21 protein-coding genes and 3 pseudogenes are annotated in these 24101 nt (G+C 64.3%); 12 read left to right on the plus strand and 12 right to left on the minus strand.

Annotated elements, in window-relative coordinates; genetic code table 11:
* Window positions 1–97 precede the first annotated feature (97 nt).
* From G1E_RS22540 to G1E_RS22565, 6 genes and pseudogenes are all read right to left on the minus strand, one after another.
* Window positions 98–2488 carry a TonB-dependent receptor gene (locus G1E_RS22540; protein WP_047150119.1) on the minus strand — a complete coding sequence of 797 codons (2391 nt, stop codon included), beginning with the start codon at window positions 2486–2488 and terminating at the stop codon, window positions 98–100.
* A 169-nt stretch (window positions 2489–2657) separates the two neighbouring features.
* Window positions 2658–3687, minus strand: a pseudogene (locus G1E_RS22545) (FecR domain-containing protein).
* Window positions 3684–4259, minus strand: coding sequence for an RNA polymerase sigma factor (locus G1E_RS22550; protein ID WP_047150120.1), 576 nt, complete (start codon window positions 4257–4259; stop codon window positions 3684–3686). The pseudogene G1E_RS22545 and the gene G1E_RS22550 overlap by 4 nt, the downstream one beginning before the upstream one ends.
* A 4-nt stretch (window positions 4260–4263) precedes the next feature.
* On the minus strand, window positions 4264–4590 hold the full coding sequence (locus G1E_RS22555) for a DUF3325 domain-containing protein (RefSeq protein ID WP_047150121.1): 327 nt from the start codon (window positions 4588–4590) through the stop codon (window positions 4264–4266).
* Window positions 4590–6167, minus strand: coding sequence for a PepSY domain-containing protein (locus G1E_RS22560; RefSeq protein ID WP_009685025.1), 1578 nt, complete (start codon window positions 6165–6167; stop codon window positions 4590–4592). Before G1E_RS22560 ends, G1E_RS22555 begins: the two co-directional genes overlap by 1 nt.
* Window positions 6164–6469 (minus strand): DUF3649 domain-containing protein, encoded by a 306-nt coding sequence (locus G1E_RS22565; RefSeq protein ID WP_009685024.1) that lies wholly within the window; start codon window positions 6467–6469, stop codon window positions 6164–6166. Before G1E_RS22565 ends, G1E_RS22560 begins: the two co-directional genes overlap by 4 nt.
* Before the next feature lie 234 nt (window positions 6470–6703).
* On the opposite strand from G1E_RS22565, the gene G1E_RS22575 reads away from it, so the two are divergent.
* Window positions 6704–7051: an HPF/RaiA family ribosome-associated protein gene (locus G1E_RS22575; RefSeq protein WP_009685023.1), complete on the plus strand. Its 348-nt coding sequence runs from the start codon at window positions 6704–6706 to the stop codon at window positions 7049–7051.
* A 59-nt stretch (window positions 7052–7110) separates the two neighbouring features.
* Here G1E_RS22575 and G1E_RS22580 read toward each other — a convergent pair whose 3' ends face one another.
* Together G1E_RS22580 and G1E_RS22585 are read right to left on the minus strand one after the other, a co-directional pair.
* Window positions 7111–7518 (minus strand): response regulator, encoded by a 408-nt coding sequence (locus G1E_RS22580; RefSeq protein ID WP_009685022.1) that lies wholly within the window; start codon window positions 7516–7518, stop codon window positions 7111–7113.
* A 22-nt stretch (window positions 7519–7540) separates the two neighbouring features.
* Window positions 7541–7711, minus strand: coding sequence for a Flp family type IVb pilin (locus tag G1E_RS22585; RefSeq protein ID WP_029885790.1), 171 nt, complete (start codon window positions 7709–7711; stop codon window positions 7541–7543).
* A 294-nt stretch (window positions 7712–8005) separates the two neighbouring features.
* Here G1E_RS22585 and cpaB point away from each other — a divergent pair, with 294 nt between their 5' ends.
* Genes cpaB through G1E_RS22625 form a run of 8 tightly spaced genes read left to right on the plus strand, consistent with a single transcriptional unit; the run spans window position 8006 to window position 15454 of the window.
* Window positions 8006–8962: a Flp pilus assembly protein CpaB gene (cpaB, locus tag G1E_RS22590; RefSeq protein ID WP_009685020.1), complete on the plus strand. Its 957-nt coding sequence runs from the start codon at window positions 8006–8008 to the stop codon at window positions 8960–8962.
* A gap of 18 nt (window positions 8963–8980) precedes the next feature.
* The gene (locus G1E_RS22595; protein ID WP_047150122.1) at window positions 8981–10255 is read left to right on the plus strand and encodes a type II and III secretion system protein family protein; all 1275 of its coding nucleotides are present in this window, start codon (window positions 8981–8983) and stop codon (window positions 10253–10255) included.
* Window positions 10252–11442 carry a hypothetical protein gene (locus G1E_RS22600; protein WP_009685017.1) on the plus strand — a complete coding sequence of 397 codons (1191 nt, stop codon included), beginning with the start codon at window positions 10252–10254 and terminating at the stop codon, window positions 11440–11442. The genes G1E_RS22595 and G1E_RS22600 overlap by 4 nt, the downstream gene beginning before the upstream one ends.
* On the plus strand, window positions 11439–12695 hold the full coding sequence (locus G1E_RS22605; RefSeq protein ID WP_009685016.1) for a CpaF family protein: 1257 nt from the start codon (window positions 11439–11441) through the stop codon (window positions 12693–12695). Before G1E_RS22600 ends, G1E_RS22605 begins: the two co-directional genes overlap by 4 nt.
* Window positions 12692–13573, plus strand: a complete 882-nt coding sequence (locus G1E_RS22610; protein ID WP_009685015.1) for a type II secretion system F family protein — start codon at window positions 12692–12694, stop codon at window positions 13571–13573. Before G1E_RS22605 ends, G1E_RS22610 begins: the two co-directional genes overlap by 4 nt.
* A 2-nt stretch (window positions 13574–13575) precedes the next feature.
* Window positions 13576–14463 (plus strand): type II secretion system F family protein, encoded by an 888-nt coding sequence (locus G1E_RS22615; protein ID WP_047150123.1) that lies wholly within the window; start codon window positions 13576–13578, stop codon window positions 14461–14463.
* A gap of 10 nt (window positions 14464–14473) precedes the next feature.
* Window positions 14474–15175 (plus strand): tetratricopeptide repeat protein, encoded by a 702-nt coding sequence (locus G1E_RS22620; protein ID WP_009685011.1) that lies wholly within the window; start codon window positions 14474–14476, stop codon window positions 15173–15175.
* A gap of 15 nt (window positions 15176–15190) precedes the next feature.
* Entirely contained in the window at window positions 15191–15454 is a 264-nt protein-coding gene (locus G1E_RS22625) for a DUF3613 domain-containing protein (RefSeq protein WP_009685010.1), read from the plus strand.
* A 25-nt stretch (window positions 15455–15479) separates the two neighbouring features.
* Here the strand turns inward: G1E_RS22625 and G1E_RS22630 are convergent, their stop codons facing one another.
* Window positions 15480–15902 carry a prepilin peptidase gene (locus tag G1E_RS22630; RefSeq protein ID WP_009685009.1) on the minus strand — a complete coding sequence of 141 codons (423 nt, stop codon included), beginning with the start codon at window positions 15900–15902 and terminating at the stop codon, window positions 15480–15482.
* Window positions 15903–15977: 75 nt separating this feature from the next.
* Between G1E_RS22630 and G1E_RS22635 the strand changes: the two genes are divergently transcribed.
* Window positions 15978–16421 (plus strand): TadE/TadG family type IV pilus assembly protein, encoded by a 444-nt coding sequence (locus G1E_RS22635; protein WP_033690841.1) that lies wholly within the window; start codon window positions 15978–15980, stop codon window positions 16419–16421.
* Window positions 16422–17222: 801 nt separating this feature from the next.
* Window positions 17223–19094 carry an ATP-binding protein gene (locus G1E_RS22640; protein ID WP_371259956.1) on the plus strand — a complete coding sequence of 624 codons (1872 nt, stop codon included), beginning with the start codon at window positions 17223–17225 and terminating at the stop codon, window positions 19092–19094.
* On the opposite strand, the gene G1E_RS22645 is transcribed toward G1E_RS22640, so the two are convergent.
* Complete coding sequence (locus G1E_RS22645) at window positions 19079–21034, minus strand: pilus assembly protein TadG-related protein (RefSeq protein ID WP_256220457.1); 1956 nt, start codon at window positions 21032–21034, stop codon at window positions 19079–19081. The two genes, G1E_RS22640 and G1E_RS22645, sit on opposite strands and share 16 nt — an antisense overlap.
* Window positions 21035–21175: 141 nt before the next feature.
* Between G1E_RS22645 and G1E_RS22650 the strand changes: the two genes are divergently transcribed.
* Window positions 21176–21466 (plus strand): DUF3509 domain-containing protein, encoded by a 291-nt coding sequence (locus G1E_RS22650; protein ID WP_009684480.1) that lies wholly within the window; start codon window positions 21176–21178, stop codon window positions 21464–21466.
* 17 nt (window positions 21467–21483) lie between these two features.
* On the opposite strand, the pseudogene G1E_RS22655 reads toward G1E_RS22650, so the two are convergent.
* Both G1E_RS22655 and G1E_RS28000 read right to left on the minus strand, forming a co-directional pair.
* Window positions 21484–22349, minus strand: a pseudogene (locus tag G1E_RS22655) (type IV secretion protein Rhs); the annotation flags it as partial.
* A 756-nt stretch (window positions 22350–23105) separates the two neighbouring features.
* A pseudogene (locus tag G1E_RS28000) lies at window positions 23106–24101 on the minus strand (RHS repeat-associated core domain-containing protein); the annotation flags it as partial.

Here is a 24101-nt window from a genome sequence, read left to right on the forward strand (position 1 = left end):
ATAGAATCTCCCACAGGGATTGCATCAGGCCCGGGCTCCATGCAGTACCTGTAGGAGCTGGCTTGCCTGCGATGGGCCGCGAAGCGGCCCCTGCTCCCTAAAACTCAAAGGTACTGGACAGGCTCACCTGCCGCGCATCCCCAATCGCCACAAAGTACTGGTTCACCGCCGAGCTGTAGTACACCTTGTCGAACAGGTTCTTCACGTTCAGCTGCAACAACACCTTGTGCTCATCGAGCTTGGTCTCGTAGGTCGCAAATGCGTCAGCCACGGTGTAGGACGGCAAGTCGAAGGTGTTGGTCGCGTTGCCGCTGCGCTCACCCACATACCGTGCCCCGGCACCAAAGCGCAGGCGGTCGCCGCCGAACAGGCTGCCGTAGTCGTACCCCGCCGACAGCGAGCCGCTGTGCTTGGCCACGTTCTGCAGGCGGTTGCCCTTGAGGTCGGGGTCCTTGGTGACCTTGGCATCGGTGAAGGCATAGCTGCCGATCAGGCTCCAACGCTCGCTGAGCTGGCCGGTCAGGTCCAGCTCGACCCCGCGTGAATTGACTTCACCCGCATTGCTGTAAAGCGTATCGCCGGTGCGCGTGTCGAAATTGGCCACCAGCACGTTGCGCTTGGTGATGTCGAACAGCGCCAAGGTACCGGTCAGGCTGCCTGGCATGTCGAGCTTGGCGCCCAGCTCCCACGACTTGCCCTCTTCCGGCGCCACCGACGAGTCCAGTACCACCCCCCCGGTGAGCGGCGCGATGCTGGAGTTGGGCTTGAACGATTCGCTGTAGCTGCCATAGAACGACAGTTGCTCATCGACCTTGTAGACGATACCGGCATGTGGCACCCAGGTCTGGCCGTTGGTATCGGTGTTGGCCGTGAACGGGCGACCACGGCCGGCGTACTGGTCGTACTGCTGGAAGCGTGCACCGGCCACCAGGATCCAGTGATCGTCCAGGTGCAGCGCGTCCTGCAGGAACAGCGCGTCGGTGCGCAGCTTGTCGGTCTGGTCACTGTCGCTGGCACGCACGGTGGTGCCTTCCACTTCCCGCCCGTACACCGGGTTCACGTAGCTGAAGCGGGACCGCGCGGCTTGCCGGATCAGGTCAGCGCGGTAGACCTTGCGGTCTTCATGGTCGGCGCCCAGCAGCAAGTCATGCTGCATGCCGGCCAATTGCACGGTGCCGGTCAGGCTCAGGGTTGCGAACTGGTCACGGCTCATGGCACCGTGGGTGCCATCGATACTGCGGGCCAGGGTGCCATTGGCTTGGTTCACCCCCGTGACGCGAACCTGGCTGGCGTCGTAGGTCTCACGGTTGAAGCTGTAGCCAACGTGCAGCTTCCAGTCATCGGCCAACTGGTGGTCGACCTCCAGACGGTACAGGTCCGAGCGCCCTTCCATGTCGTTGAAGGGCTCGTCCAGGCGCCGGGTGGCGGGAATGTCCAGCGGGTGGCCATTGCTGCCAAAGGCCGTGCCCCGATCGAACGGCGAGAGAAACTCGCGGTGCTCGTAGGCCAGCACGACCTGGGTGTCTTCGCCCAGCCAGGCCAGCGACGGCGCGACCAGCGATTCACGATGCACCCCGAAGTTGCGCCAGTAATCTTCGTCTTCGTGGTCGACGATCATGCGGTAGGCAAAGTTGCTGTCGCCCAGCGCGCCGGTGCTGTCGAAGCCCCCGCCGCTGCCGTTCTTGCCGCTGCCGTAGGTGGAACCCCGCAGGTTCAGGGCGTTGTACTGCTCGAGCTGGGGGCGCTTGCTGACCACGTTGATGACCCCGCCCGGGTCCTGGATACCGTACAGCAGCGAGGCCGGCCCCTTCAGCACTTCGACCCGTTCGGTGCTGGCATTGAGGCTGCGGCCCTGCACGATGGGCATGCCATCGCGCATGATCGAGCCGTCGCGGTTGTCGCCGAAGCCGCGCTTCATCACCGTGTCGGAGGTGCCGCCGAAGTTGTTGCCCTGGGTAATGCCGCTGACGTTGGCCAGGGCATCGTCAAGGTTGCGCGGCGCCTGGTCACGGATGACCTGCGCCGGGACCACGTTGATCGCCTGGGGAATGTCCTGGTTGGCGCCCTGGCCACGCATGATCGACGCCGTGGCTGGGGGTTGGTAGCTGTAGTCGTCCCGTAGCGAGGTCACCGTGGTGGCCTGCAGGTTGAGGGCACCGGTAGTATCCAGCGCGTCCAGGGTGAGAGTCCGCGCGTCCAGGCGCCGCCAGGTCAGCCCGCTGCTTGCCAGCAGCAGTTGCAGCGCCTGTTCGGCACTGTAGGTGCCGGTCAGCGCCGGCGCCTGCACCCCGGGCAAGGCTACGGTGTAGACCACGCTTTGGCCCGTGGTACGGCTGAAGGCGCTGAGGGCCTGGGCCAGCGGTTGCGCCGGCTGGGCGAAGGCGTAGGCCTGCTGTTGTTCGGCAGCGCTGGCCTGGGGAGCCACGGCAACGGTCGGGAGCATGGCAAGGCCGAACCAGAGGGGGACGCAACGCGGGGAGAACTTCATGGACGCGGACCTGTGAGAGGAATATGAGTACGAATGAATCGCACTTCCACTCATTACACGGATGCCACGGTCGGTTACCTCATGCGCTTTTGAAAATATTTTCCCGGTGCTGCCGGTTCGCGGGCAAATCCGCTTCCACGGCAGGCGCCAACGGCGGCCGGTACAGGGGCTAGCGGATCAGCGTCAAACGGCCCAGGACGGTCTGCCGTGAAAAGCCCATCACCTTGCCCAGCGAATCCAGTGCCAGCAGCGGCTCGGCCAAGGGGAAGCTGCCACTGACCTTACGCTGCCCGAGTTCCTCATTCAGCAAGACGATCCGCCCCGGGTAGTAGCGCCCCAGGTCCTCGACCACCTGCGCCAGCGGCACCTGGTAGTAATTCAGCCAGCCCTGGCGCCAGGCCAGGCGGTTGTCGCTGTCCACCGCCAGGGTTGCGCCGGCCCGGCCGGCGCCGTAGCTCACCTGCTGGTTGGCCGTCAGCTCCCTGGCCGCGGCCCCCGCGGCCGGGCTCACCGCCACCCGCCCGCTGCGCACCGTGACCTGCGTGCCGCCCCCCTGCTCACGCACCTCAAACTGGGTACCGAGTACCCGCACTTCACCGCCGTTGGCTTCGACCAGGAAGGGCTCGCCGGTATGCGTGACCTGGAAGAACGCCGCGCCATGCAGCAGGCGCACGCGACGCTCGCCATGGGCAAAATCGACCGCAATTGCACTGCCCGCATCCAGGGTCACCTGCGAGTTGTCCTGCAGGGTAACCTGGCGAATCTGCCCGGCACTGCTGTAGTCGGCCTGCAGGTCCTGCAGCCAGTAGCCTGGGTGCCAGCCCCCGGCGACCCCAATGGCCAGCACCAGGCAGGCCGCCAGCCCGATTGCCGCCAGGCGCGCGCGGCCGGCGCGCCTGGCAGCCGAGCGAGCCATGGCGGCCCGGGAGGGCCGGGCGCCCCGGGCCGGCGGGGGGAGCCATGGCGGCCAGGTAGGGCTGCAGGCTGGCATGCTCTTCGGCAGCCAGCCGCGACGCCGCCACACCACTGTTGCGCCACAGCGCCTGGGCCTGTTCGTACGCGGCGCGGTGCCCGGGCTCGGCCAGCAGCCAGCGCTTGAACGAGGCCCCCTGGGCCACTGCAGGTTGCTCGCTGATGCGACTGAGCCAACGCAAAGCGGCCTGCGCCTGCGCCTCGGTGATCGGCGGTATAGGACTCATCGGCAGGCTCTCCCAGGCCGGCGCGGGGTGGACGCGGGCTCGGCAACACTCGCCTTGCACGCTTCCAGGGCGCGCATCATATGCTTTTCCACCGCGCTCTGGGACAGCTGCATGGCCTTGGCGATCTCGCCGTACTTGCAGCCGTGAATGCGGTTGAGCAGGAAGATCTGCCGGGTGCGCTCGGGCAAGGCGCGCAAGGCAGCCTCGATACGCTGCAGGTCATGGTCCACTTCCACGGCCTGCTCCGGCGCATGCGCCATGCTCGCCTCGTCCACCGCCAGCGCGGCTTCGGCAATGCGTTCGCGGCTGCCCTCACTGCGCAGGTGGTCGATGGCCAGGTTGCCGGCACAGCGCAGCAGGTAAGTATCCAGCGCCTCGACTTTCACCTCGGGGCGACGCCAGAAGCGCAGGAACAACTCCTGGACCAGGTCCGACGCCGTGGCGCGGCAGCCCACGCGCCGGCTGACCAGTGCCTCCATGCGTGCACGCTGGGCCTGGAACACCTGGACAAAACGCGCACGCCCGCCTGCGCTGTCGGCATCCGGCCCGAGGGTATCGCCCTGCTCGCTCATGCTGTCACACCGCAAAAAGGGCGAGCACCGGGCCCAGCAGCACACTGCCGGCAGCCAGGCCCAGCAACAGCCGCGGCTGGTACGGCAGGGCGAAGACCCACACGGTGACCGCCGCCATCATCACCGCCGCCCACTCCACCAGGCCATGGGCCCAGCCACGCAGGTGCACACTGAACGCCAGCGACAACACCAGCAACGACCAGCCCGCCACGCGCAACAGGCGCAGTTGGCCGGGGTGCGGCTTGCGCCCGAGCAGGCCGGTAAAATGTTTTTCCATGGCCAGGCACAAGGCAACGAAGCCTGCGTAGGCGAGCAATGCGTTCCCCAGCATCAGCGTGCCTGCGCCGCTTCGGCGCGCGGCTTGTTTGCCGGCCGCGGCGCGCGTTTGGCCAGCGGCGCGGGGCTGCGCAGCATCTTGCCGGCCAGCCAGGCCAGGAACAGCCCAGTACCCAGCGCGGTCAGGTCCAGGCCTGCCATGGCCCAGTCACCTGCCGCCAGCGAATGGTTCAGGCCACGGTCGGTGGTCAGCCCATTGAGCAGTGGCAGCAAGGCGAAGGCCAATGCGCCCAGCGCCAGCTGCTCGCCCCAGGCCCGGCGCCCACTGCGCAGTACGGCGTGGGCCAGGGACAGGCCCCAGACGATGAAGAAGACATTCACCTCCCAATCGGCACGGCCGGCGGCAGCGGCCGGGATCAGCCGGTTGGCCCAGAAGAAGCCCGCCACTGCCAGCAGCAGGCCGCTCATGCTGGCGATATTGAGCACCTCGACCAGGCGCAGCTCGCCGGGCATGTGCGCGCGCTGGGCATGTTTGAGCTGGCGCTTGCCCAGCCACATCACCAGGCCTGTGCCTATCACCGCAGTACCGGCAATGCCAAAGCAGAAATACAGCCAGCGCAGCCAGGGCCCGGCAAAGTTGCCCATGTGCAGGCCGGCAAAGCTGAAGGACGTCATCATGGCCCCGCTCTCCGGCTTGCCCTGGCTCAGCAGCGTGCCGCTGGCGCCATCGAACGTCCAGTTGGCGCTACGCCGGTAGGCCACATGGTCGGCCGCCGATTGGGTGAAGGTGACACGGGCATTGCGGTCGCCCGGGTTCTGCACCTGGATGTTGCCAATGCGTGCCTCGGGTTGCAGCGCCTGCACCTTGGCATACAGGCTGGGCAGCGCGACCAGCGGCGTAGCCACCTGGGCCGCCTTGGGTGCATCGTTGCGCCCGAACAGGTCATTGAAGTACTTGCCGGTGTCGTTGCCATAGCTGGCCATGATCCCCGCCGGCATCACCATGTACATGAACAGCACCAGGCTGCTGTAGCTGATCATCAGGTGGAACGGCAGCACCAGCACACCGATCGCGTTGTGCCCATCCAGCCACGAGCGCTGGCCCTTGCCGGGGCGGAAGGTGAAGAACTCCTTGAAGAGCTTCTTGTGGGTAATGATGCCGGTGACCAGCCCCAGCAGCATGATGAAGGCGCAGAAGGTCGACAGCCAGCGGCCATAGGGGTACGGCATCTGCAGCTGGAAGTGGAAGCGGTAGAAGAACTCGCCGCCGCGGCTGTCGCGTGCCTCTACCGGTTGCCCGGTCTGGGTATCGAGGGTCTTGCTGACAAAGCCGCGCGGCCCGCCGTTGGGGTCGCGATAGCCCACGCTCAAGCCCGCTTCGCGGGCGTTGGGCAAGCGGATGAACCAGGTGCCCGAATGCCCGGCATTGTCCTGCAGGTAACGCTGTGCCAGGGCCAGGCTATGGGCCGGGTCCAGTGCATGGCTGCGCACTTCGGGCTGCGACCACTGGCTGATCTCTTCCTTGAAATACGACAGCGTGCCGGTAAGGAAAATGGCGAACAACAGCCAGCCGAAGATCAGGCCGGTCCAGGTATGCAGCCAGGCCATGGCCTGGCGGAAGCCGTCTTTCATGAGGTTTTCACCCAGTAGGCAATGCCACTGATCACGCCCAGTACCAGGCTTGGCGCCAGCACGCCCAGCCACGCGCGCCAGGCACTGCGGCAGGCGAAGCACCAGATGAAGGCCAGCAGGTAGAAAACGAACGACAGCATCAGGCCGATCAGCGTGGCGTCTACCTTGGGCAACGGTGCCACCAGGGCGATGCAGACGCTGGCCGCAGACGCCAGCAAATAGCCGCCCAGCAGCGCAGCCAGGCTGCGTGAGGCCACGGCCAGGCGGTAGCTGAGCGGAAGGCCGGCGGTTTTGCGCGTCATGGCGAAGGTCCGGGCGTGTTCGGGGCTGCAATACTAATGATTTCAATTCTCATAAGCAAAGCTTCAACGACAAGCTGCCGGTGCGCGCAGATATGCAACAAGAAATTTATTTTCCGAAAGGGCTTGAATTCATCCGGCGGTTGCCTGACCTTAGAGTCAAGAGGCGCAGAATTTCCAACGGTCTCAAGGACCTGGCCGCGCCTCCATGCGAGCAAGCTGAATAAGGATTGAATCATGCAAATCCAGGTCAACAGCAGCAACCATTTCGAAGGCAACGCCCGGCTCGACCAGTGGGTCCGCAGTACACTGGAAAGCTCACTTGAACGTTACGAGGACGACCTCACCCGCATCGAGGTGCACCTGCGCGACGAAAATGGCGCCAAGCCCGGACCGCATGACAAACGCTGCCAGATGGAGGCTCGCCCCAAAGGCCACCAACCGATTTCCGTGACCCACACTGCCGCTTCGCTGGACCAGGCAGTGGATGGTGCCGCCACCAAGCTGAACCACGCGCTGGAGCACTTCTACGGCAAGCTGCGCAGCAAACGCGGCGCCCTGGAACTGAGTGACCCCGACGCCTGATCGCAACCACCGAAACGCCCGGCCGAGTGCCGGGCGTTTTCGTTCCTGCCCAGGTCAATTCAATTGACGACGCGCAAGCGTGATACGGGGAACAGGTTGTCCAGGGTTTCCAGCAAACGGGCCTGGTAGATCGGCTTGCGGAAGAAGTCCAGTACCTGCAATTGCAGCAATTCGCTGACGTCATCCAGGTCGGCCTGTGCCGACATGACGATCACCGGCAAATGCAGGCGGGCGGTATGCTCGCGCAAGCGCTTGATCAACCCGATGCCACTTTCGCCCGGCATGCGCACATCAGTGATCACCAGGGCTACGTCCGGGTGACAGGTCAGCTGGTGCAAGGCCGCCTTCACCGAGGTGGCGGTCAGGCAGGCGAAGCCTTCGTTTTCGAGCAGCTCCGCCAATTCCAGCAGAACGTCCTGCTCGTCATCCACCAGGAGGATCTGCTGACGCGCGCAAGCGTTCTGCATGCCGCTGGCTCCCTTTCAGGCCTCAAAGCGCATTTTTGATGGTCGTGAATGTTGTGTTCACGGCCGTGGAAATATCCCCGACGAAAGCCGCCAGCACCACTGCAACCATGGTTGCGATGACGGCGTATTCGATACCGGATGCACCGTCCTTGCGATGCAGGAAATTCATGCAGTGCAGAATGAACAGTTTCATGCTTCAGCTCCTTGCGGCATGGATGCCGGCGGCGGTGGTATCAAAATGACACCGATCTGCCATCAAAGAATTGCCAAGCCGGTGCGAACTGCAAATGTATTAAAGGGTTAATTAGAAAGTATTAGCCCGCCTAGGTTAACCACCCGCCACTCGCTAACTCTTTGTTTTCACGCGACCTGCTCGGCACCCTGAAAAAAACTCCCCGGGCTCATGGCAAATGGCGATGGCTGCGCTAACTTGCTATAGCGAAATAGTGACTTTTCGCCATCATCCAACGCGTGCAGGGAGGCCGAGATGAGCAGCCGCTTGACCCTATTCCTGGCCGCGTTTTTCTTGCTGGCGGCGCTGTTGGCAGGCTACTGGGGCGTGGTGCTCAGCCGCCCGCCGGTCGCCCCCATTGCCCCCGCGCCTACCGTTACACCGCCGAGCGTGGCCACAGCGCCAGCGCCCAGCGCGCCAGTGGAAGTGCCGCGCACGGCTGTGGTCGTGCTGCGCAAGTCCGTGCCAGCCAATACCCCACTCACTGAAGACGATGTGCTGGTTGAGCGCCTGCAGGTCGCCCCAGCCGGTGCTTATCAACAGGTCGCCCAGGTGATCGGCCGCAGCAGCGCCCGGCCCCTGGCGGCAGGCACCTGGCTGGAAGAAGCCAGCTTTCAGGCCGGCGGGCCGCTGGCACGGATGATCCGCGCGCACGAGCGGGCGGTGGCACTGGGCGTGGATGAAGTGGTCGGTGCCGCTGGCCAACTGCGCCCGGGTGACTACGTTGACGTGCTGCTGTTCCTGCGCGAAGAGCCCAACAACCCGCAAGCCTCGGCCCAGGTGGTACTGCCGGCCCTGCGTGTGCTGAGCGTCGGCGAGCAAACGGGGTTGGCCAACGATGGCCGCCCGGCGCAGAGCGCCGATGAGCAAAAGGCCCGCCGCGACCAGAGCGGCCTGGGCAACGGCGCAGGCACCCGCACGGTGGCAGTGGCCGTGCCCGAGGCCATGGCCAGCCGCTTGATGCTGGCCGCCCAGGCCGGCACCTTGCGCCTGGCGGTGCGCAGTGCCGATGAACAGCGCCTGGCGCGCTACTGGAGCGAGGCCGATGCGATACCGCAGGTGGTGGAGGCCGCCAACCGCGCGCTCTACCGCTTCAGCCAGCTGGCCCAGGCGCCGGTGGCCAGTGTGGCGAGCCCGGCGCCCAGCCACGCCGCGCCCGCCATGCACATCATCCGTGGTGCCACGGCTGAAGCAAGCGCCAACAACCCCTGAATCGGCAAGGATGCAGTGATGCGAAGTTCCTTCTTCAGACAAGCATGTTGGACCGGGCTGCTGGCCGCGCTGTTGCCCCAGGCGCAGGCGGCACCCAAAGGCTGCGAAGCGTTCGGCCAACTGCCTGCGATCATCGAGATCGACCAGGGCCTGCAGCAGGAACTGCGCTTGCCGGTGGCGATCGAGCGGGTTGCGGTCGGCGAGCCGAAGGTGGCCGATGTCCAGGCCAGCGGTGAGCGCGGTGTGGTGATTACCGCGGTGGGCCAGGGTAATACCAGCCTGATGATGTGGACAGCCTGCACGCCGTCACCGCACAAGGCGATGGTGTTCGTCCGCGGGCGGGCCAGCGCCGATATGGCCCAGGACAGCTTCCTGCCGTCGCAGGACACGCAACTGCCCAGCCAGGTGCAAGCCGATATCCGGTTTGTCGAAGTGCGCCGCAGCAAATACAAGGAGGCAGGGGCACGGCTGTTTTTCAAGGGGTCGAACAATAGCCTGATTGGCTCGCCAGGTACGGTGCCAAATACCGTAGTGCGCCCTGATTATGTGCCTGGCGCTCAGACAGGTGAGAACCCTATCGCATATGCGGATGTGCGCCCCGGTATTCCACTCGACAATAGCGTCTTCAACATCGTCTGGGGCGGTGGCAGCAGCCGCTTCCTGGCCATGATCAATGCCTTGGAGAACAGCGGTTTCGCCTACACCCTGGCGCGCCCGAGCCTGACCGTGCTCAGTGGCCAAACAGCCAGCTTCCTGGCCGGTGGCGAAATTCCGATCCCGGTGCCCAGTGCCGGCAGTGACAACGTCTCGATCGAGTACAAGGAGTTCGGCGTGCGCCTGGCACTGACCCCGACGGTCATCAGCCAAGGCCGGATCACCCTCAAGGTTGCCCCCGAAGTCAGCGAGCTGGACTACAGCAACGTGGTGACCATCGCCGGTACTCAGGTCCCGGGGCTGACTGTACGGCGCACCGACACCAGCATCGCCCTGGCCGATGGCGAAAGCTTCATCATCAGCGGCCTGGTCAGCAACAACACCCGTTCAGCGGTAGACCGGCTACCCGGCCTGGGCAGCCTGCCGATACTGGGGGCGTTCTTCCGCAATTCGACCATGCGCCGCGACGAAACCGAACTGCTGATGATTGTCACCCCGCACCTGGTGCAACCCTTGGCGGTCAATGCAAAGCTGCCGCCCTTGCCGGGCGAGCACCTGCGCAACTACGACCCCAGCTGGGGCCGCCTGTTCTTCCTGGAGAACGGCAACTTCGATGGCAAGGGCGGGCTGTCGCAATGAACGAGAGCCTGAACCCGACCTTCCTCGCCATCACCCGCACCGAAGAGGACCTGCACTGGCTGCAGGGCGCCTTGGCACCGCAAGGCCAGGTGATCGGCGCCAACGGTGGCAGCCTCGACGAGCTGCTGGCCCTGGTCAATGCCACCTTCAGCAACCTGATGTTCATCGGCCTGGACCGCGAGCAACTGATCAACCAGTGCGCCTTGATCGAGGGCGTGCTGGAGGCCAAGCCAATGCTGGCGATCGTCGCCCTCGGCGATGGCCTGGATAACCAGCTGGTGCTGCATGCCATGCGCGCTGGCGCCCGCGACTTCGTCGCCTATGGCTCGCGCGCCAGCGAAGTGGCCGGGCTGGTGCGGCGCCTGGGCAAACGCATGCCGGCGGTGGCCAGCAACCCCAGCCTGGGCGGGCTGACGGTGCTGTTCGGGGTGCAAAGCGGTGCCGACGGCGCATTGCTCACTACCCACCTTGCCCGTGTGGTACAGCAGAGCGGCCAGCAAACCCTGCTGCTGGATCTGGGCCTGCCGCGTGGCGACAGCCTGGCGCTGCTGGGCCTGGAGGCATCGTTCTACTTCGGTGACGCCCTGCGCCACCTGCGCCGCCTCGACACCACACTGATCGACAGCGCATTCACCCGCGACAACACAGGCCTGCGCCTGCTGACCTATGCCGAAACCGACGAGCCATTGCAACACACCAGCGCAGCCGAGTTGTACATGCTGCTCAGCGCCCTGCGCCAGCACTTCCAGCACATCATCGTCAACCTCGCCGGGCATGCCGACAGCGAGGCCCTGCGCACGTTGGTCAGCCACTGCGACAAACTGATCATCTACACCGACCAGAACATTCTCGAGTGCCGGCGCAACCTGGAGGTGCTCGACCTGTGGCGTGATCACGGCATCAAGCTGGAACACGCCAGCCTGTTGGTGGACCGCTACCTGAGCAACGTGGCCCCCGACGCCGACACCCTGGCCAAACGCTACGCGCTGCCTTTGCTCAGGGCCCTGCCCTATAGCCCTGAAGTGCGCCTGAACGTGAAAAACCAGGGCCTGAGCCTGTTCGAACTGGCCCCCCGTGAGCAGCTTACACAAGCCTTGCGCAGCCTGGGCGAACGCCTGGCCCGGCGCTCGGAAAACCTCGCACCGCCGGCCGTCACCTGGCTGCGCCGGCTTTGGGGCAGCAAATGAACAACGATCAACCGTTTGGTGGCCCGCAACCGGCCGCGGGCGACCACTACGCGCTCAAGCGCGCACTGCACCGCTTTGCCATCGATGCCATCGAGGACAGCGGCCGCAACCTGCTGGAGGGCGCACGGCCGGCGCTGACCCAGTTCGTGCTGGAGCAGGTTGGTGACTACGTTGCGCGCCTGCGCCTGGCGCTGTCGCGGTATGAAATGGAGCGGCTGGCCGAAGAGCTGGTGGACGAGTTGACCGGCTTCGGCCCGCTGGAAGTATTGCTGCGTGACCCCAGCGTCACCGAAATTCTGGTCAATGGCCCCCATCGGGTGTTCGTCGAGCGGGCCGGCCTGTTGCAGCAGACCGACCTGCGGTTCATCGACGCCCACCATGTAGAGCGGGTGATGCAACGCATCCTCGCCCCGCTCGGGCGACGCCTGGACGAGTCCTCGCCCATGGTCGACGCCCGCATGCCCGACGGCAGCCGGGTCAATGCGATCATTCCGCCCGTGGCGCTGGACGGCCCGTGCCTGTCGATCCGCAAATTCCGCCAGGACATGCTCAAGAGTGCCGACCTGCTGGCCACCCGCGCTATCGACCAGCCTATCTTCGACTTTTTCGAACGCGCCGTGGGCAAGCGCTGCAACATTCTGGTCAGCGGCGGCACCGGCACCGGCAAGACCACCCTGCTGAACATCCTCAGCCAGATGATCGCCCCTCGCGAGCGCCTGGTCACCATCGAAGACGTTGCCGAACTGCAACTGCACCACCCCCACGTGGTGCGCCTGGAAACCCGCCCGCCTAATGCCGAAGGGCACGGCGAGATCAAGGCCAGCGAGCTGATCCGCAACGCCCTGCGCATGCGCCCGGACCGCATTATCCTCGGCGAAATCCGCGGCAGCGAAGTGCTCGATGTGCTGACCGCGATGAACACGGGCCATGATGGCTCGATGAGTACCGTTCACGCCAACAGCGCAGCGGACGCACTCTTGCGCCTGGAGACACTGGTCGGCCTGAGTGGCCGGCAAGTTGCCGAAAAGACCTTGCGGCAAATGGTCTGTGCAGCGCTGGACGTGGTGATCCAGCTGACCCGCCTGCCCGATGGCCGACGCTGCGTCAGCGAAGTGCTGGAGGTGGTTGGCGTGCGCGATGAGGTGTATGTCACCAACACCTTGTTCCGCCTGGACCGCCGGGGCGGTGACAGCTTCCTGCGCGAGGCGCTCCACCCGGCCGGCAGCAAGCTCAAGGCAGAGGGCCTGCTGTGACCGGCCCGCTGCTGCTGGCGCTGTGCCCGCTGTTGCTGGGCCTGGCCCTGCTGCTGTTGCGCCGCGGCCTGTACAAGCGGCACGAAGAGCGCATCTTGCAACGCCTCGGGCGCGCGTTCAGCATTGTGCGCAATGGTACGGCACGGCGCAGCTGGCTCGACCCGCTGCTGCAACGTGCCGGCTTGACGACTGTCGAGCTGCACCCCCAGCGCTGGCTGCTGGCCTGGCTGGGGCTGGCGCTGTTGGCGCTGGTCGCGCTTGGCTGGGTCGCTGCGCTGATGCTGCTGACCGGTCTGCCGGCCATTGCCTACCTGCTCATCAGCTGGCAGAGCCGTCGGCACATGCGGCACGTGGTCGAGCAACTGCCCGGCCTGCTGGACTACAGCGTGCGCAGCCTCAAGGCCGGGCGCACGCTCAATGATGCGGTACTGGGCGCTATCGACAGCAGCCGCGAGCCACTGCGCACTACGCTGGCGAGGGTCCGGCGCAATGTGCAACTGGGCGTGCCGCTGGAGGACGCCATGACCGAACTGGCCGAGTTGCACCAGCAAGACGAATTACGGCTGTTCGCCCTGGGCTTGCGCATCAACCAGCGCCATGGCGGCAACGCCAGCGAACTGATGGAGAACCTCATCAAGCTGATCCGCGAGCGCGAGCAAGGGGCCCGCCAGCTCAAGGCCATGACCGGCGAAACGCGCATCACGGCCATCATTCTCGGGGCGTTGCCACTGGCGATGGTCGGTTACTTCCTGCTGGCCAACCCCCACTACCTGCTGGCCATGTGGCGTGACAGCAGCGGCCAACTGATGCTGTTGCTGGCCTTCGCCTTGCAGGTACTCGGCTGCCTGGTGTTGTGGCGCATGATGAGGAGCTTGTGAACATGGCCATGCTGATCTGCGCCCTGTGCCTGCTGATCGCCGCCGGCCTGTTTGCCCAGCAGGCCATTCGCCAATGGCGGGCCCGGGTGCTGGTGGCGCGAAGGCTACAGGGGCGCCTGGCCCGTGCCGAGCGCCTGGAGGGCTGGCTGCACTGGCTGGGCAGTAGCCCCTGGGGGCAGCGGCTGCAGAAGTTCGACGGTGAAAGCCAGGCGCTGCTCGAGCGTATAGGCTGGCGTCGCAGCCGCCAGCGCGCGCTGTTCGCCGCCGTGCAACTGGGCCTGCCACTGCTGGCGGTGGTACTGACGCTGCTATTGCAGCAAGGCTTCAAAGGCGCTGCCGCCGCCCATTGGGTGGTCTGGCCATTGTGTGCCTTGGGCGCCGCCTACCTGCTGCCCAAGCGCCTGCTGGCCCTGGCTGCCGCCCGGCGCCAACAGCGCATTGCCGCAGAGGTTGGCCTGATGATCCCCATGCTGCGAATTCTGTTCGAAACCGGGCTGGCGGTCGAGCAGGCACTGCGCCTGCTGAGCCAGGAAGGGCGAACACTGATTCCGAACATCAGTGAAGAACTGCGCCAGGTATTGCAGCGGGTGGATTCGGGGCTGGGGCTGGGCCCGGAGCTGGACAAGGCCGCACAGGTACTGGCGGGGGAGGAATTCACCGACACCTGCGTGATCCTGCGCCAGTTGCTGGCCCAGGGCAGCGGCGCAATGAAGTCGTTGCTGGCCCTCAAAGCCTTGCTCGATGACCGCCGCCTGACCCGCCTGCAAGAACGGGTGTCGATGATGTCGGCAAAAATGTCGGCGGTAATGATGGTATTCCTGTTCCCGGCCCTGCTGATCGTGCTTGCCGGGCCAGGCTTCTCTGCATTGGCGCGGGCGTTGAGCCCCTGAGGAAAGCGGGATGAAGACAGTCGTGTTGTGCGCATGCCTGGTGTTGCTGAGCGGCTGCGCCGGGCAACAGCCGCAAGACCTGCGCTCGTTGTTCACCGCCTCCGGTTGCAGCAAGCCGGACGCCGACCAGCAACTGGCCCTGAACCTGGCGGACGAAATGCTCAATGACGGCCGCCCGCATGCCAGCCTTGCGCACCTGCAGCAACTGCCGGACACCCTCGACCAGGTGCGCCTGCGCAAGGCCAAAGTGTCCCGGCTGCTTGGCCTTGGCGAGGCCGAACCCTTGTACCGCAGCCTGCTGGGCGGCTGCCTGGCTGCCGAAGGCGAGCATGGCCTGGGCCAACTGGCCGCGGCACGTGGCGACGACATCCAGGCCTTGCAGAACCTGCAGCGTGCAGTACGCCTGGCGCCTACCGATGAACGCGTACGCAATGACCTGGGCGTGGTCCTGATGAACCTGGGGCGTTACGAGCAGGCTCGCTTCGAGTTGCTGACGGCCATCGAGCTGAAAGACGACAACCCCCTGCCTGCGATCAACCTGGTGACCTTGGCGCTGCTCCAGGACAACTGGCAGCAGGCGACCGACCTGGTCGGCCGCTTGCAGCTTGAGCCCCGGCAGTTTGCCGCGGCCAAGGCGCGGGCCGGGCAGATCAAGGCCGGTGGCCGAGGCCCGGTCGCCTCGGCCCAGGCATCGCAGCCGATGGTCAATTGAAACTGGGAGGTGAACATGATCAGGTACATGATGGTGCTGGCCTGCTGCATGGGTAGCGCGGCGCTGCACGCCGAGCAATACCCGCGCCCGAGCCCTCAGGATGAAACGGCCACCGAGCGGCTGCTGCGTGTGCAGTCCAGCGGCGCACAGGCCTCGCGCCACCTGCAGGTACAAACGGCGCGGGAACGCGACCAGTCCATGCAGCGCTGGCTGGATACCTACAAGTACGAGATCCCCGACTTCTACCGCTGGACCAAGATGACCGAGCGCAACAATTAGCGGGGGCTTGCCGTGTCGTCAACGCTCAGCCCAGGCAGGCCAGTGAGACGGCAAAGCCTGCCAGCAGACAGGGCGCGAACGGCCTTTTTTGCCGCGGCTGTCGCGCACCTCGGCGAACCAGTTGCCAGGCCACCAGCACCACCCCCGCAGCAATGAAAGTGACCAGCACGTGAGCAACGCTGCTGGCCAGCGCCAACGCACCGAGCAGCTTGACGTCACCGGCCCCGAACTGCCCCAGCGCGTAGCCCGGCAGCGTGAGCAGCAGCACGATGAACAACGCCAGCGCCGCATCACTGCCCTGGGCACCGAGCCAACTGCGCCCTGTGGCCAGCAACCAGGCCAGCGCAAGGGTTGCGGCACCCAGCGTCAGTACATTGGCTATCTGCCGTTCGCGGGCATCCTGCCCGGCGCACAACGCTAGCCAGACCAGCAATGCAAAGCTGTGCATGGGCAATTGGCCATCCCTGTTCGTCGATCGGTTCTATGCTGTTGTTCAGGACACATGGTCAGGGTAGACGCAATCATGAAAGCAGGCCCGGCAAAACGGCAGCACGGTGCGGCAGCCATCGAGTTCGCCGCGGTGTTCATGATCTTCTTCGCCGTGTTCTACGGCCTTGTCAGCTATTCCCTGCCCATGCTCATGCTGCAATCGTTCAACCAGGCAAGCGCCGAGGCGGTGCGCCGGTGCGTGGCGCTGGACCCGGACAGCCCCAGCTACACCAACGATGTGCAGAACCTGGCCCGCCAGGTCATCAGCCAGCAGTTGCAGTGGCTGCCTGCTGCCTTCGACTTCCAGCCAGCCAGCGACGCACAGGTTACCTTGGGCACCGACAAGCTGCTGACGGTAGCCATCGATTATCCCAAGGCAAAACTCACCCATGTGCTGCCCATGCTGGTGCTGCCGTTGATTGGCGAGGTACCGCGCCTACCCGACCGGCTGCGTGCCGAAGCGAGCCTGCAACTGTGAACGGCCTGTTCGAACGCTGGCTCGGCGGCCAGGCCCCGCTGCCGGCAGAACAGCACCCTCCAGCCACCGGGTTGCAATTGTGGCTGGATGATCAAGGCCACGTGCTGCGCCTGGCCGGGCCGCTGCGCACGCTGCTGCCGGCAAGCCCGCACCACGCCGCGCGGGTGCATGACTACCTGCAACGGCATAGCTGGCTGGTACTCGAAGGCGCCCCGGCGGACTGGCAGGGGCAGCCGNNGCCGCCCGGGCGGACGGGCGGGGGCAGCCGCTGGACCTGGACTTCGTGACCGTGCACGGCACTGCTCTGCATACGCGCGGCTGGCTCCTGCGCCAGGCTGACGGGTGGCTGCTGCAGGTGTTCGATATCGGCGACCTGCTGGGTGAGCGCGAAAACCACGCCCATGACCTGGCGCAGCACCACCTGGCCTTGGCGCTTGGCCGTGCCATGCGTGACTGCGACGAACAGCACCTGCTGCCGACCACAACCGCTCAACTGCAACACTTGGCCGAGCACTGGCAGGCGGGGGCCCTGCGCCTGCTGCTGCCAGGTGACAGCGGCTGGTACAGCTACGCCAGCAGCGATGCCGTTTGGCCCTGGGCAGACGACGAGCGCCTGCGTGCCTGGCTGCATACGTTGCCAGCCGCCGCTCGGCAGCTGGCGGCCGGGCACCCGCCNNNNAGTCGTCGGCTGCCGGCCTGCCGCTGGTCGCCCTGCCCTACCAGCACGGCCATTGTGTTCAGGCCTGGTTACTGTGTGCCGGGGCACCAAGGCCACCCACACCCCAAGCGCAGGCTACCCTGGTGCCCGCGCTGGTCGAACCGCTGCTCAGCCGCCTGCGCCAGCAGCAGCTGCAGCAGCGCGCCTGCCACCTGGATGAACTGCAGCAGCAACTGGGCGCTGGCTGGTGGTCATGGCCCTTGCAGGGGCCACTGGCATTCGACCCAGCCCTGGCATCACGCCTGGGCCTGCCGCGGGATGCCACCTGCGAACAATGGTTCGGCCGTTTGCACCCGGCCGACCGCGAAGCTGCACGCATGGCGCTGGCGCAACTGCGCGACGGCATCGCCTTGAACCTGAACCTGCGCCTGTTGCCCGCCGACGACCTGGCGGGCCCACGCTGGCTGCAGTGGGTCGGCCAGCTGCGCGGGCGCCAGGTTCAGGGCTTCGTGCTCGATATCAGCGCCTTGAAAGCCCAGGAGCTACAGGCCGGGGCGGCCCGCGCCCGGCTGGAAAACCTGATCGCCAGCTCGCCAGCGGTGATCTACATCCAGCGCTACGCCGACGGGGCGCTGCACAGTGATTTTTTCAGCGCCAGCCTGACACCGCTACTGGGCTGGCCCAAAGACGGCGAATTGGCTCAGCAGCCCGGCCAGGCGGTGCACCCGGACGACCGCACGCTATGGCTGGAACGTACGCGCACGCTACTGCGCGACGGCCAGGTTCGCAGCCGCTACCGCTTGCGTGATGAGCGCGGCGGCTATCACTGGATACTGGACGAGGCCCGCCTGCTACGTGACGACCTGGGGCAACCGGTGGAGGTCGTGGGCCTGTGGCTGGATGTCAGCGAGGCCACCGAGGCTGCCGAACGCGTGCGCCAGAGCGAGGAGCGCTACCGGGCGCTGGTGGAAGACTCGCCCGCGCTGATCTGCCGCTACACGCCTGCGCTGCAATTGCTGTTCGGCAATCGGCCGCTGGCCGAGCTGCTGGAGTGCCCGCCACAGCAACTCGGCGCAATGAACCTGGGCCAGTGGATGAGCGACAGCCAACGCACGGCGTTCGTGCAGCGCCTCGCCACGCTGAGCCCGCAGCAGCCGTTGAGCAGTGCCGAGGTCTGCCTGCAATTACCGGGGCGCCGCAACGCCTGGTGGGTGTGGGCCGAGCGTGGCCTGTTCGATGAGCACGGGCAACTGGTGGAGATCCAGGCAGTTGCCCGCGACAACACGGCAGTGCGCCATAGCCAGCAGCAACTGCTGCAGGCAGCCAAGATGGCCACCTTGGGCGAACTGGCAACGGGGCTGGTGCATGAACTCAACCAGCCATTGACCACCATGCGCCTGGCGGTGGTCAACGGGCTGAAACGCCTGGAAAGCGGTGCCGCCGATGTTCCGTACCTCACAGGCAAGCTGCAGCGCATCGACAACCAGCTGGAGCGCGCCATTCGCCTGGTCGAGCATTTGCGCACCCATGGGCGGCGGTCCGAGGTGGAACAGCAGGTGTTCGCCGCCTGGGTGGCGGTGCTCGGTGCGCAGGGGCTGCTGGCCGAGGGTTTGTGCGGCAAAGGCGTGACGCTGGCCATCGAGGCGCCCGAGCGGTGCCCGCACGTGCTTGGCCATCAGGACCAGCTCGAGCAGGTGCTGATCAACCTGGTGGTCAATGCGCGGGACGCTTTGCTGGAACGGCGCGTTGCCCACCCACACATCCGCGTAGGCCAGCGCATCGAGCACGGGCAGTTGTGCCTGCTGGTGGAAGATAACGCCGGCGGTATCGACCCGCGCCTGCTCGAGCGCATTTTCGAGCCGTTCTTCACCACCAAGCCAGCAGGGGTCGGCACCGGGCTCGGTTTGTCGGTGAGCCACGGCATCGTCGATGCCATGGGCGGCAGGCTGGCGGTGCACAACCGCAACGAAGGCGCCTGCTTCGAAGTGTGGTTGCCGATCTACAAGGCCAACTGAGCGCGGTTGGCACAGGTGAGGTTGGCGCCGACCTCGGCGTTGACCAGGTCGATGCCAAGGGCCTTGAGCAGCACGTTGAGCAAGGGGTCGAGCAACGGGCTGAGCAGGTTCCTGATCAAGGGCTCGACGATACCTTTGACCGTGCCGAGCACGTTGCCAACCAGCACCAGCACATCGCCTAGGCCGCTGTTCACGGTGGGTTTGTAGGCTTCCAGCTGTATGCCCTGCAAGGTCTCGGCCAGGCTGCCGACGACCGTGCTGTTGGCGGTTTGCATGCTCTGGTAGGCAGGGCTGAGGCCGATGTTGGGCGGCACGCTGTCGGGCGCCTGGAACACCAGTGGGCGCTCGACGGCCCCGCTGCCCAAAACCTTGCTGTTGACGCGCACGCCCAGCCCGCCTCCAGTGAAGGGCATGCGGGCGTCACAGATGGCGGGCAGTATCAGCAACCGGGTACACCGCTTGGTACCGATGTCCACCAATGGCAATGCTTTGACCACCGTGGTGCCGCTCATGAAGAACGCATTGCTGGACTCGAAACGCCCCACCGCAACCTTGGCCGCCGAGCTTTGCGCTTGCGTGACAAGGCGCTTGGGTGAACAACTGAAGGTGCCTGGGGCCTGCGGGTCGAGGCGCGTGGTCGCTTCCGCCACCTCAAGGCCGATATCCAGCGACAGCTTGTCCGGGACCAGGATGATATCGGTGACAGTGCACGGCACGCCGACCAGGCACAGTACCGATTGCAAGGTACTGGCGAGGTTCAGGCTCAGCAGGTTGTTGAGCACATTGGTGATCGGCCAGACCAGGTCGAGTACCGCACTGAGCAAGCCGAACACCGAGTCGAGCAGCGGCAGGTCGAGCGAAATCATCGCCCGCACCTGCGCGGTATGTACCCGCAATTCATCGGTGCGCGGGTCACCCACCGCAGAAATCTGCTGCGGCTCGATCACTTTCAGGCGGACCCGGCCATTGACCAGCCCCAGCACGCTGACCGGCAAGTCCACCGTTGCCGCACTTTCACTGACCGCCAGCTGGATAACGCCCTGCACCAGTTGCAGCAACTGGATGCTGGCATCCAGCCCGGCCTGCGTGGTGCCGTTCTGGATGTCGAGCAAATCGCCCAGCTGCAGCAAGGTGCTGTTGCTGGCACCCAGTGCCAGCTTGCCCAGGTTGGTCACCACGTTGGCGGCCGCGCCGCTCTGCTGCAGTACTTTCACCGCCGCCTGCAGCAGTTGCGTAGCGGTAGCATCGGCGCTGAGCAGTTGCCGATAGTCACCGGCCTTGAGGTTGAGGTCGATGGCCAGTTGGTCCAGGTAGCGCAGCACGTTGAGCTGGGTGCTGGCAATGCCTTGCCAACCGGCCACATCAAGCTGCACGTTACCGCCCAAGGCACCAAGCAGGGCATTGAGCAACGCCGACTGTCGCGAATCGACGGTGGCCAGGGTGGTTCGGATACTCAGCATGGCCTGCGGTGGAACAGGCGACGATGCCACCGCATGGGCGTGCAAGGTGGTGGTCAGCGGCACCCCTGTGCCCTGTGCCAGGCTATACACCCCCGCCGCGACGCTGGTGGGGACCGTGTTGCTCACATCTACCCGGATCGCCTCGGTGCGGTTGTTGTCCGTGGTGAAGGTGCGCAGGCTGTTGGCGCCGGTCTGCAAGTAGCCGCAGCTGGCCGCCAGCGGGTTGCCGGGCGCATGGCCGTTGCGGGTGGCCGCCGCCCGGGCAACCACCGTGGCCTGCGGCCCCCTGCCGGTGCAAACGGCATACTGGCCGGCCGCCTCCAGCGCGGCCATGTCGGCAATGCGTTGCAGCTTGCGCTGCTCCAGGTACAACCGGCCGCTGTCGATCACCAGCAGCATGAACAACAGCGCCAGGCCCAGGGTAACCACTGCCATGAGGCCGATTGCGCCACGCTGGCGGGCAGCGAATGAGGGAAGCACGGGCACTCCTTTGCCGGCCATTGGCCATGCGTCGCGGCTGCGATGCAAGGAGTGTAGTTGCGCTAATGGCCAATTGCCCTACTTGAACGAACCGGGTGCGGGCCGGTCAATTTCTGCAGTCCACCTTTGCAGGCTTCAGGCATGAACAATCCATTCGAGCAGATCAGCGCCGCCTTCGCCCCCGAATACCGGGTAAACCTGAGCATTGCCAACCTTGACGGCAGCATCATGCTGACCCTTTCCGATGACGCTGGCGTGGTTGCCAAGCGCCTGATCACCCGCGCCCAGCGCAACGACCCGGTGCGCCTGCAGCGGGTGATCGACAGCATACGCCTGGGCCTGGCCATCGAGCTGGGCCAGAACCCCTTGCAGGTGCTGGCTGCGCTGACCCGCGACGCCCGTCACGAGCCACGTGCGTTCTTGGCCAATTGAGGGTTAGTTGCGCTGCTACCGGTGCTAGGCACTTGCGATAGCTTGTCTGCTGGCAAGGTCTCGGCAAGCTGGCAGGCCTTGCGACTCATGGCGTCATACCGAAGCAGCTGGTGAGCTTGCTCAGGGGGCGGTAGACCTCGCGGTGGAGGTCGTCGCGCTCCATGTCGCTGATCACCTGACCGTCCAGGTTGAACTGGTGCAGGTGGTTGCCCTTGCGGCCATCCGGCAACGTCAGGGTCGTCAGGTTGCTGAGCGGGTCGTACTCATAGCCCAGCGTCCCGTCGGGCGTGATTTCCTGCGTCAGCCGGCCCAGCAGGTCATAGGCGTACTTGAGCTTTTCTTCCGTGATACCAAACTTCTTGCTTGTCCCAGTTGGTTGCCGCTCGATGCTCAGCAACCGGTCGCCATCGTCATAAGCGAATGTCTGCGTTGCATCGCTGTTGATCTTGGCGATCAAGCGGCCAATGGCATCACGCTCGAACAGCGTATGCCGCTCTGGCCGCTCGGCATTTTCGCCGTAGCCAATCTCATCCAGTCGCGTGAGATGGCCACCGACGTTGTAGCTGAAACGCCGGGTCAGGTTATCTATCCGCACCTCTTCAATCAGCCGGTCCGACACGTCGTAGGCAAAGCTGTAGGTCGCGTTGTTCTCGTTGACCAGCGACGTCAGTCGCAAGGCCTTGTCATAGCCGTAGCGAACCATCTCTCCTTTCGGGTCCTGACGGTTACTGGGCAAACCACGGGAAGTGCGCAGCAGGCGGGTGGTCTGGCCTTTGCCATCGGTGTGGCTGAGCACCTGGCCAAGGCCGTTGTAAGTGAAGGTTTCCGTGGTGCCGTCCGGGTGGCTAATACGCAGCATTTCACCGTCTGGCTTGCGCTCAACATAAGCTCTTTGCCACTTCTTGCCCTAGAAACAATTCCTAGTAAACCTTGCAATCTAGAATTCTAAAAAAGCGTCATTTTCAAAATAGTATTTAAAAGCTTCAAAGTAATCCTCAACAGTGGCCGAGGGAAGCTGCTGGTCCGTATAATTAATTACATCCTGTATCATTGGAGTGTCTAGTGTCTCGATCCATCCTTCATTAGCCACCTGCGGCGGGAGATAATCAGTCGAATCTGGAGGAAAGTCACGACTATCTAATGAGAACGCACCCTTTGTATCCAGGGTCCAATTGCTATTTGGCAAATAGAACCAAGAGTCCGGCATTTTATCCAGATTTTCTAGAACTTCTCGTATGCTATAAACTCTCATAACCACCTCAGCACGATGTGTTTTGTAATGCCTTAAATCCACCCTTTTGATTAGGATGTAAACTCGCTTGCACCGGTCCCTTCGCTTGGTGTTGCGCTCTCGGAATAAGCTCAACATCTTTAGGGGACTGAGCATTATGGTGCCAAGAGTGGTTTGGTGGGCTTCTGTCACTGAAGCCTCCTCTGGGTCCGGGTTGAATATGCTCCACTACTTCAGCGGGTAAAGCAGCCTTAAGCTCAGGGTCTTGTAGCGTACGATTGTATAGCTCTTCATTAGCATATTTGAAATGTGCCCCCCTGTTCAAACTATGAATTTCTTGCGGCATCTCTATACTGGTCCATACGCTATATTGTGAACTAGATAGCGACGACCGCTACCGTCTACACCAGACCACCCCCACGGATCAATCCAATTGATGGGATTGAGCGTATAAAAATATAAATTTAGCCCGCCTGCTAATCTAATCGGGTCTTGAGTAGCAAAACGCCCAGCTTCCGGATCATAATATCTAAAGGTATTGTAGTGCAGTCCTGATTCATGATCAAAGTACTGGCCTTGGAAGCGTAGGTTCTGCTCAACCTTACTAACAGTTAGATGTTCTATCGCCCCCCAAGAGCGATAGGTCGCCTGCCAAACGACCGTGCCGTCGCAGTCGGTCAGCTCCAGCGGCGTGCCAATCTGGTCAGTATGGAAGTAATAGACCTTCTGCCCTTCCCCTTCAACCTGATCAACCCGCGCCAACGGCGCATAGCTACCCGGCTCGTACAGGTACAAGATGCTGTGCCCAGGCGTTTCCTCCCTCAGCATCCGCAAGCCTTGCCAGAGAAAGTGCTTCAGTTCGACTTCATCATTGATCTCAGCCCGCTTGGCCACCCGCCGCCCAAGGCTGTCGTAACGATATTCACCTCGGCTCTCCAGCTTGCCATTGACCACCGTCTCAGCCCTAACCAGCCGGTTCTAGCAGTCATAGGTAAAGTGCTGCAGCTTGCTGTGCCCCGAGCGCTTCTCGATCAGGTTGCCCCACGGGTCGTAGCGGTACTCCTGATCCCGCCACTGTTTGATGCGGTTGTCCTTGACCTTGGCAAACTGCCGCGCATTGAAGTCCAACCGGTTGGCTGCCGGGTCATAACGAAACTCTTCGCTGCCCACCAGCGAGCCGGTATCACGGCTGCGCAACTGGCCGTTGGCTTCGTACTCGTACTTGATCTCGCCACGCAGCTTGTTCAGCGTACGCACCAGTTCACCCGCCGGGTCGTATTGGTAACGGCGGTGGATTGGGTTGTAGGCGTGCTCGACCAGCAACGACGTGTTGATGCCGGCGTTGTGAACCTGCGACAGCTTGTCGGCCGGCAAGGTCGAGGCTAACTGCCAGGCCTTGCGCCC

The sequence above is a fragment of the Pseudomonas sp. TJI-51 genome (assembly GCF_000190455.2).
Taxonomy (GTDB): domain Bacteria; phylum Pseudomonadota; class Gammaproteobacteria; order Pseudomonadales; family Pseudomonadaceae; genus Aquipseudomonas; species Aquipseudomonas juntendi.

Bases quoted from the DNA above. Each gene is read 5' to 3' on its own strand.
- cpaB (WP_009685020.1), top strand. From the start codon at position 8,006: ATGAGCAGCCGCTTGACCCTATTCCTGGCCGCGTTTTTCTTGCTGGCG.
- G1E_RS22650 (WP_009684480.1), top strand. From the start codon at position 21,176: ATGAACAATCCATTCGAGCAGATCAGCGCCGCCTTCGCCCCCGAATAC.
- G1E_RS22575 (WP_009685023.1), top strand. From the start codon at position 6,704: ATGCAAATCCAGGTCAACAGCAGCAACCATTTCGAAGGCAACGCCCGG.
- G1E_RS22625 (WP_009685010.1), top strand. From the start codon at position 15,191: ATGATCAGGTACATGATGGTGCTGGCCTGCTGCATGGGTAGCGCGGCG.
- G1E_RS22615 (WP_047150123.1), top strand. From the start codon at position 13,576: ATGGCCATGCTGATCTGCGCCCTGTGCCTGCTGATCGCCGCCGGCCTG.
- G1E_RS22565 (WP_009685024.1), bottom strand. From the start codon at position 6,469: ATGACGCGCAAAACCGCCGGCCTTCCGCTCAGCTACCGCCTGGCCGTG.
- G1E_RS22630 (WP_009685009.1), bottom strand. From the start codon at position 15,902: ATGCACAGCTTTGCATTGCTGGTCTGGCTAGCGTTGTGCGCCGGGCAG.
- G1E_RS22580 (WP_009685022.1), bottom strand. From the start codon at position 7,518: ATGCAGAACGCTTGCGCGCGTCAGCAGATCCTCCTGGTGGATGACGAG.
- G1E_RS22595 (WP_047150122.1), top strand. From the start codon at position 8,981: ATGCGAAGTTCCTTCTTCAGACAAGCATGTTGGACCGGGCTGCTGGCC.
- G1E_RS22620 (WP_009685011.1), top strand. From the start codon at position 14,474: ATGAAGACAGTCGTGTTGTGCGCATGCCTGGTGTTGCTGAGCGGCTGC.
- G1E_RS22540 (WP_047150119.1), bottom strand. From the start codon at position 2,488: ATGAAGTTCTCCCCGCGTTGCGTCCCCCTCTGGTTCGGCCTTGCCATG.
- G1E_RS22585 (WP_029885790.1), bottom strand. From the start codon at position 7,711: ATGAAACTGTTCATTCTGCACTGCATGAATTTCCTGCATCGCAAGGAC.
- G1E_RS22600 (WP_009685017.1), top strand. From the start codon at position 10,252: ATGAACGAGAGCCTGAACCCGACCTTCCTCGCCATCACCCGCACCGAA.
- G1E_RS22605 (WP_009685016.1), top strand. From the start codon at position 11,439: ATGAACAACGATCAACCGTTTGGTGGCCCGCAACCGGCCGCGGGCGAC.
- G1E_RS22550 (WP_047150120.1), bottom strand. From the start codon at position 4,259: ATGAGCGAGCAGGGCGATACCCTCGGGCCGGATGCCGACAGCGCAGGC.
- G1E_RS22560 (WP_009685025.1), bottom strand. From the start codon at position 6,167: ATGAAAGACGGCTTCCGCCAGGCCATGGCCTGGCTGCATACCTGGACC.
- G1E_RS22555 (WP_047150121.1), bottom strand. From the start codon at position 4,590: ATGCTGGGGAACGCATTGCTCGCCTACGCAGGCTTCGTTGCCTTGTGC.
- G1E_RS22635 (WP_033690841.1), top strand. From the start codon at position 15,978: ATGAAAGCAGGCCCGGCAAAACGGCAGCACGGTGCGGCAGCCATCGAG.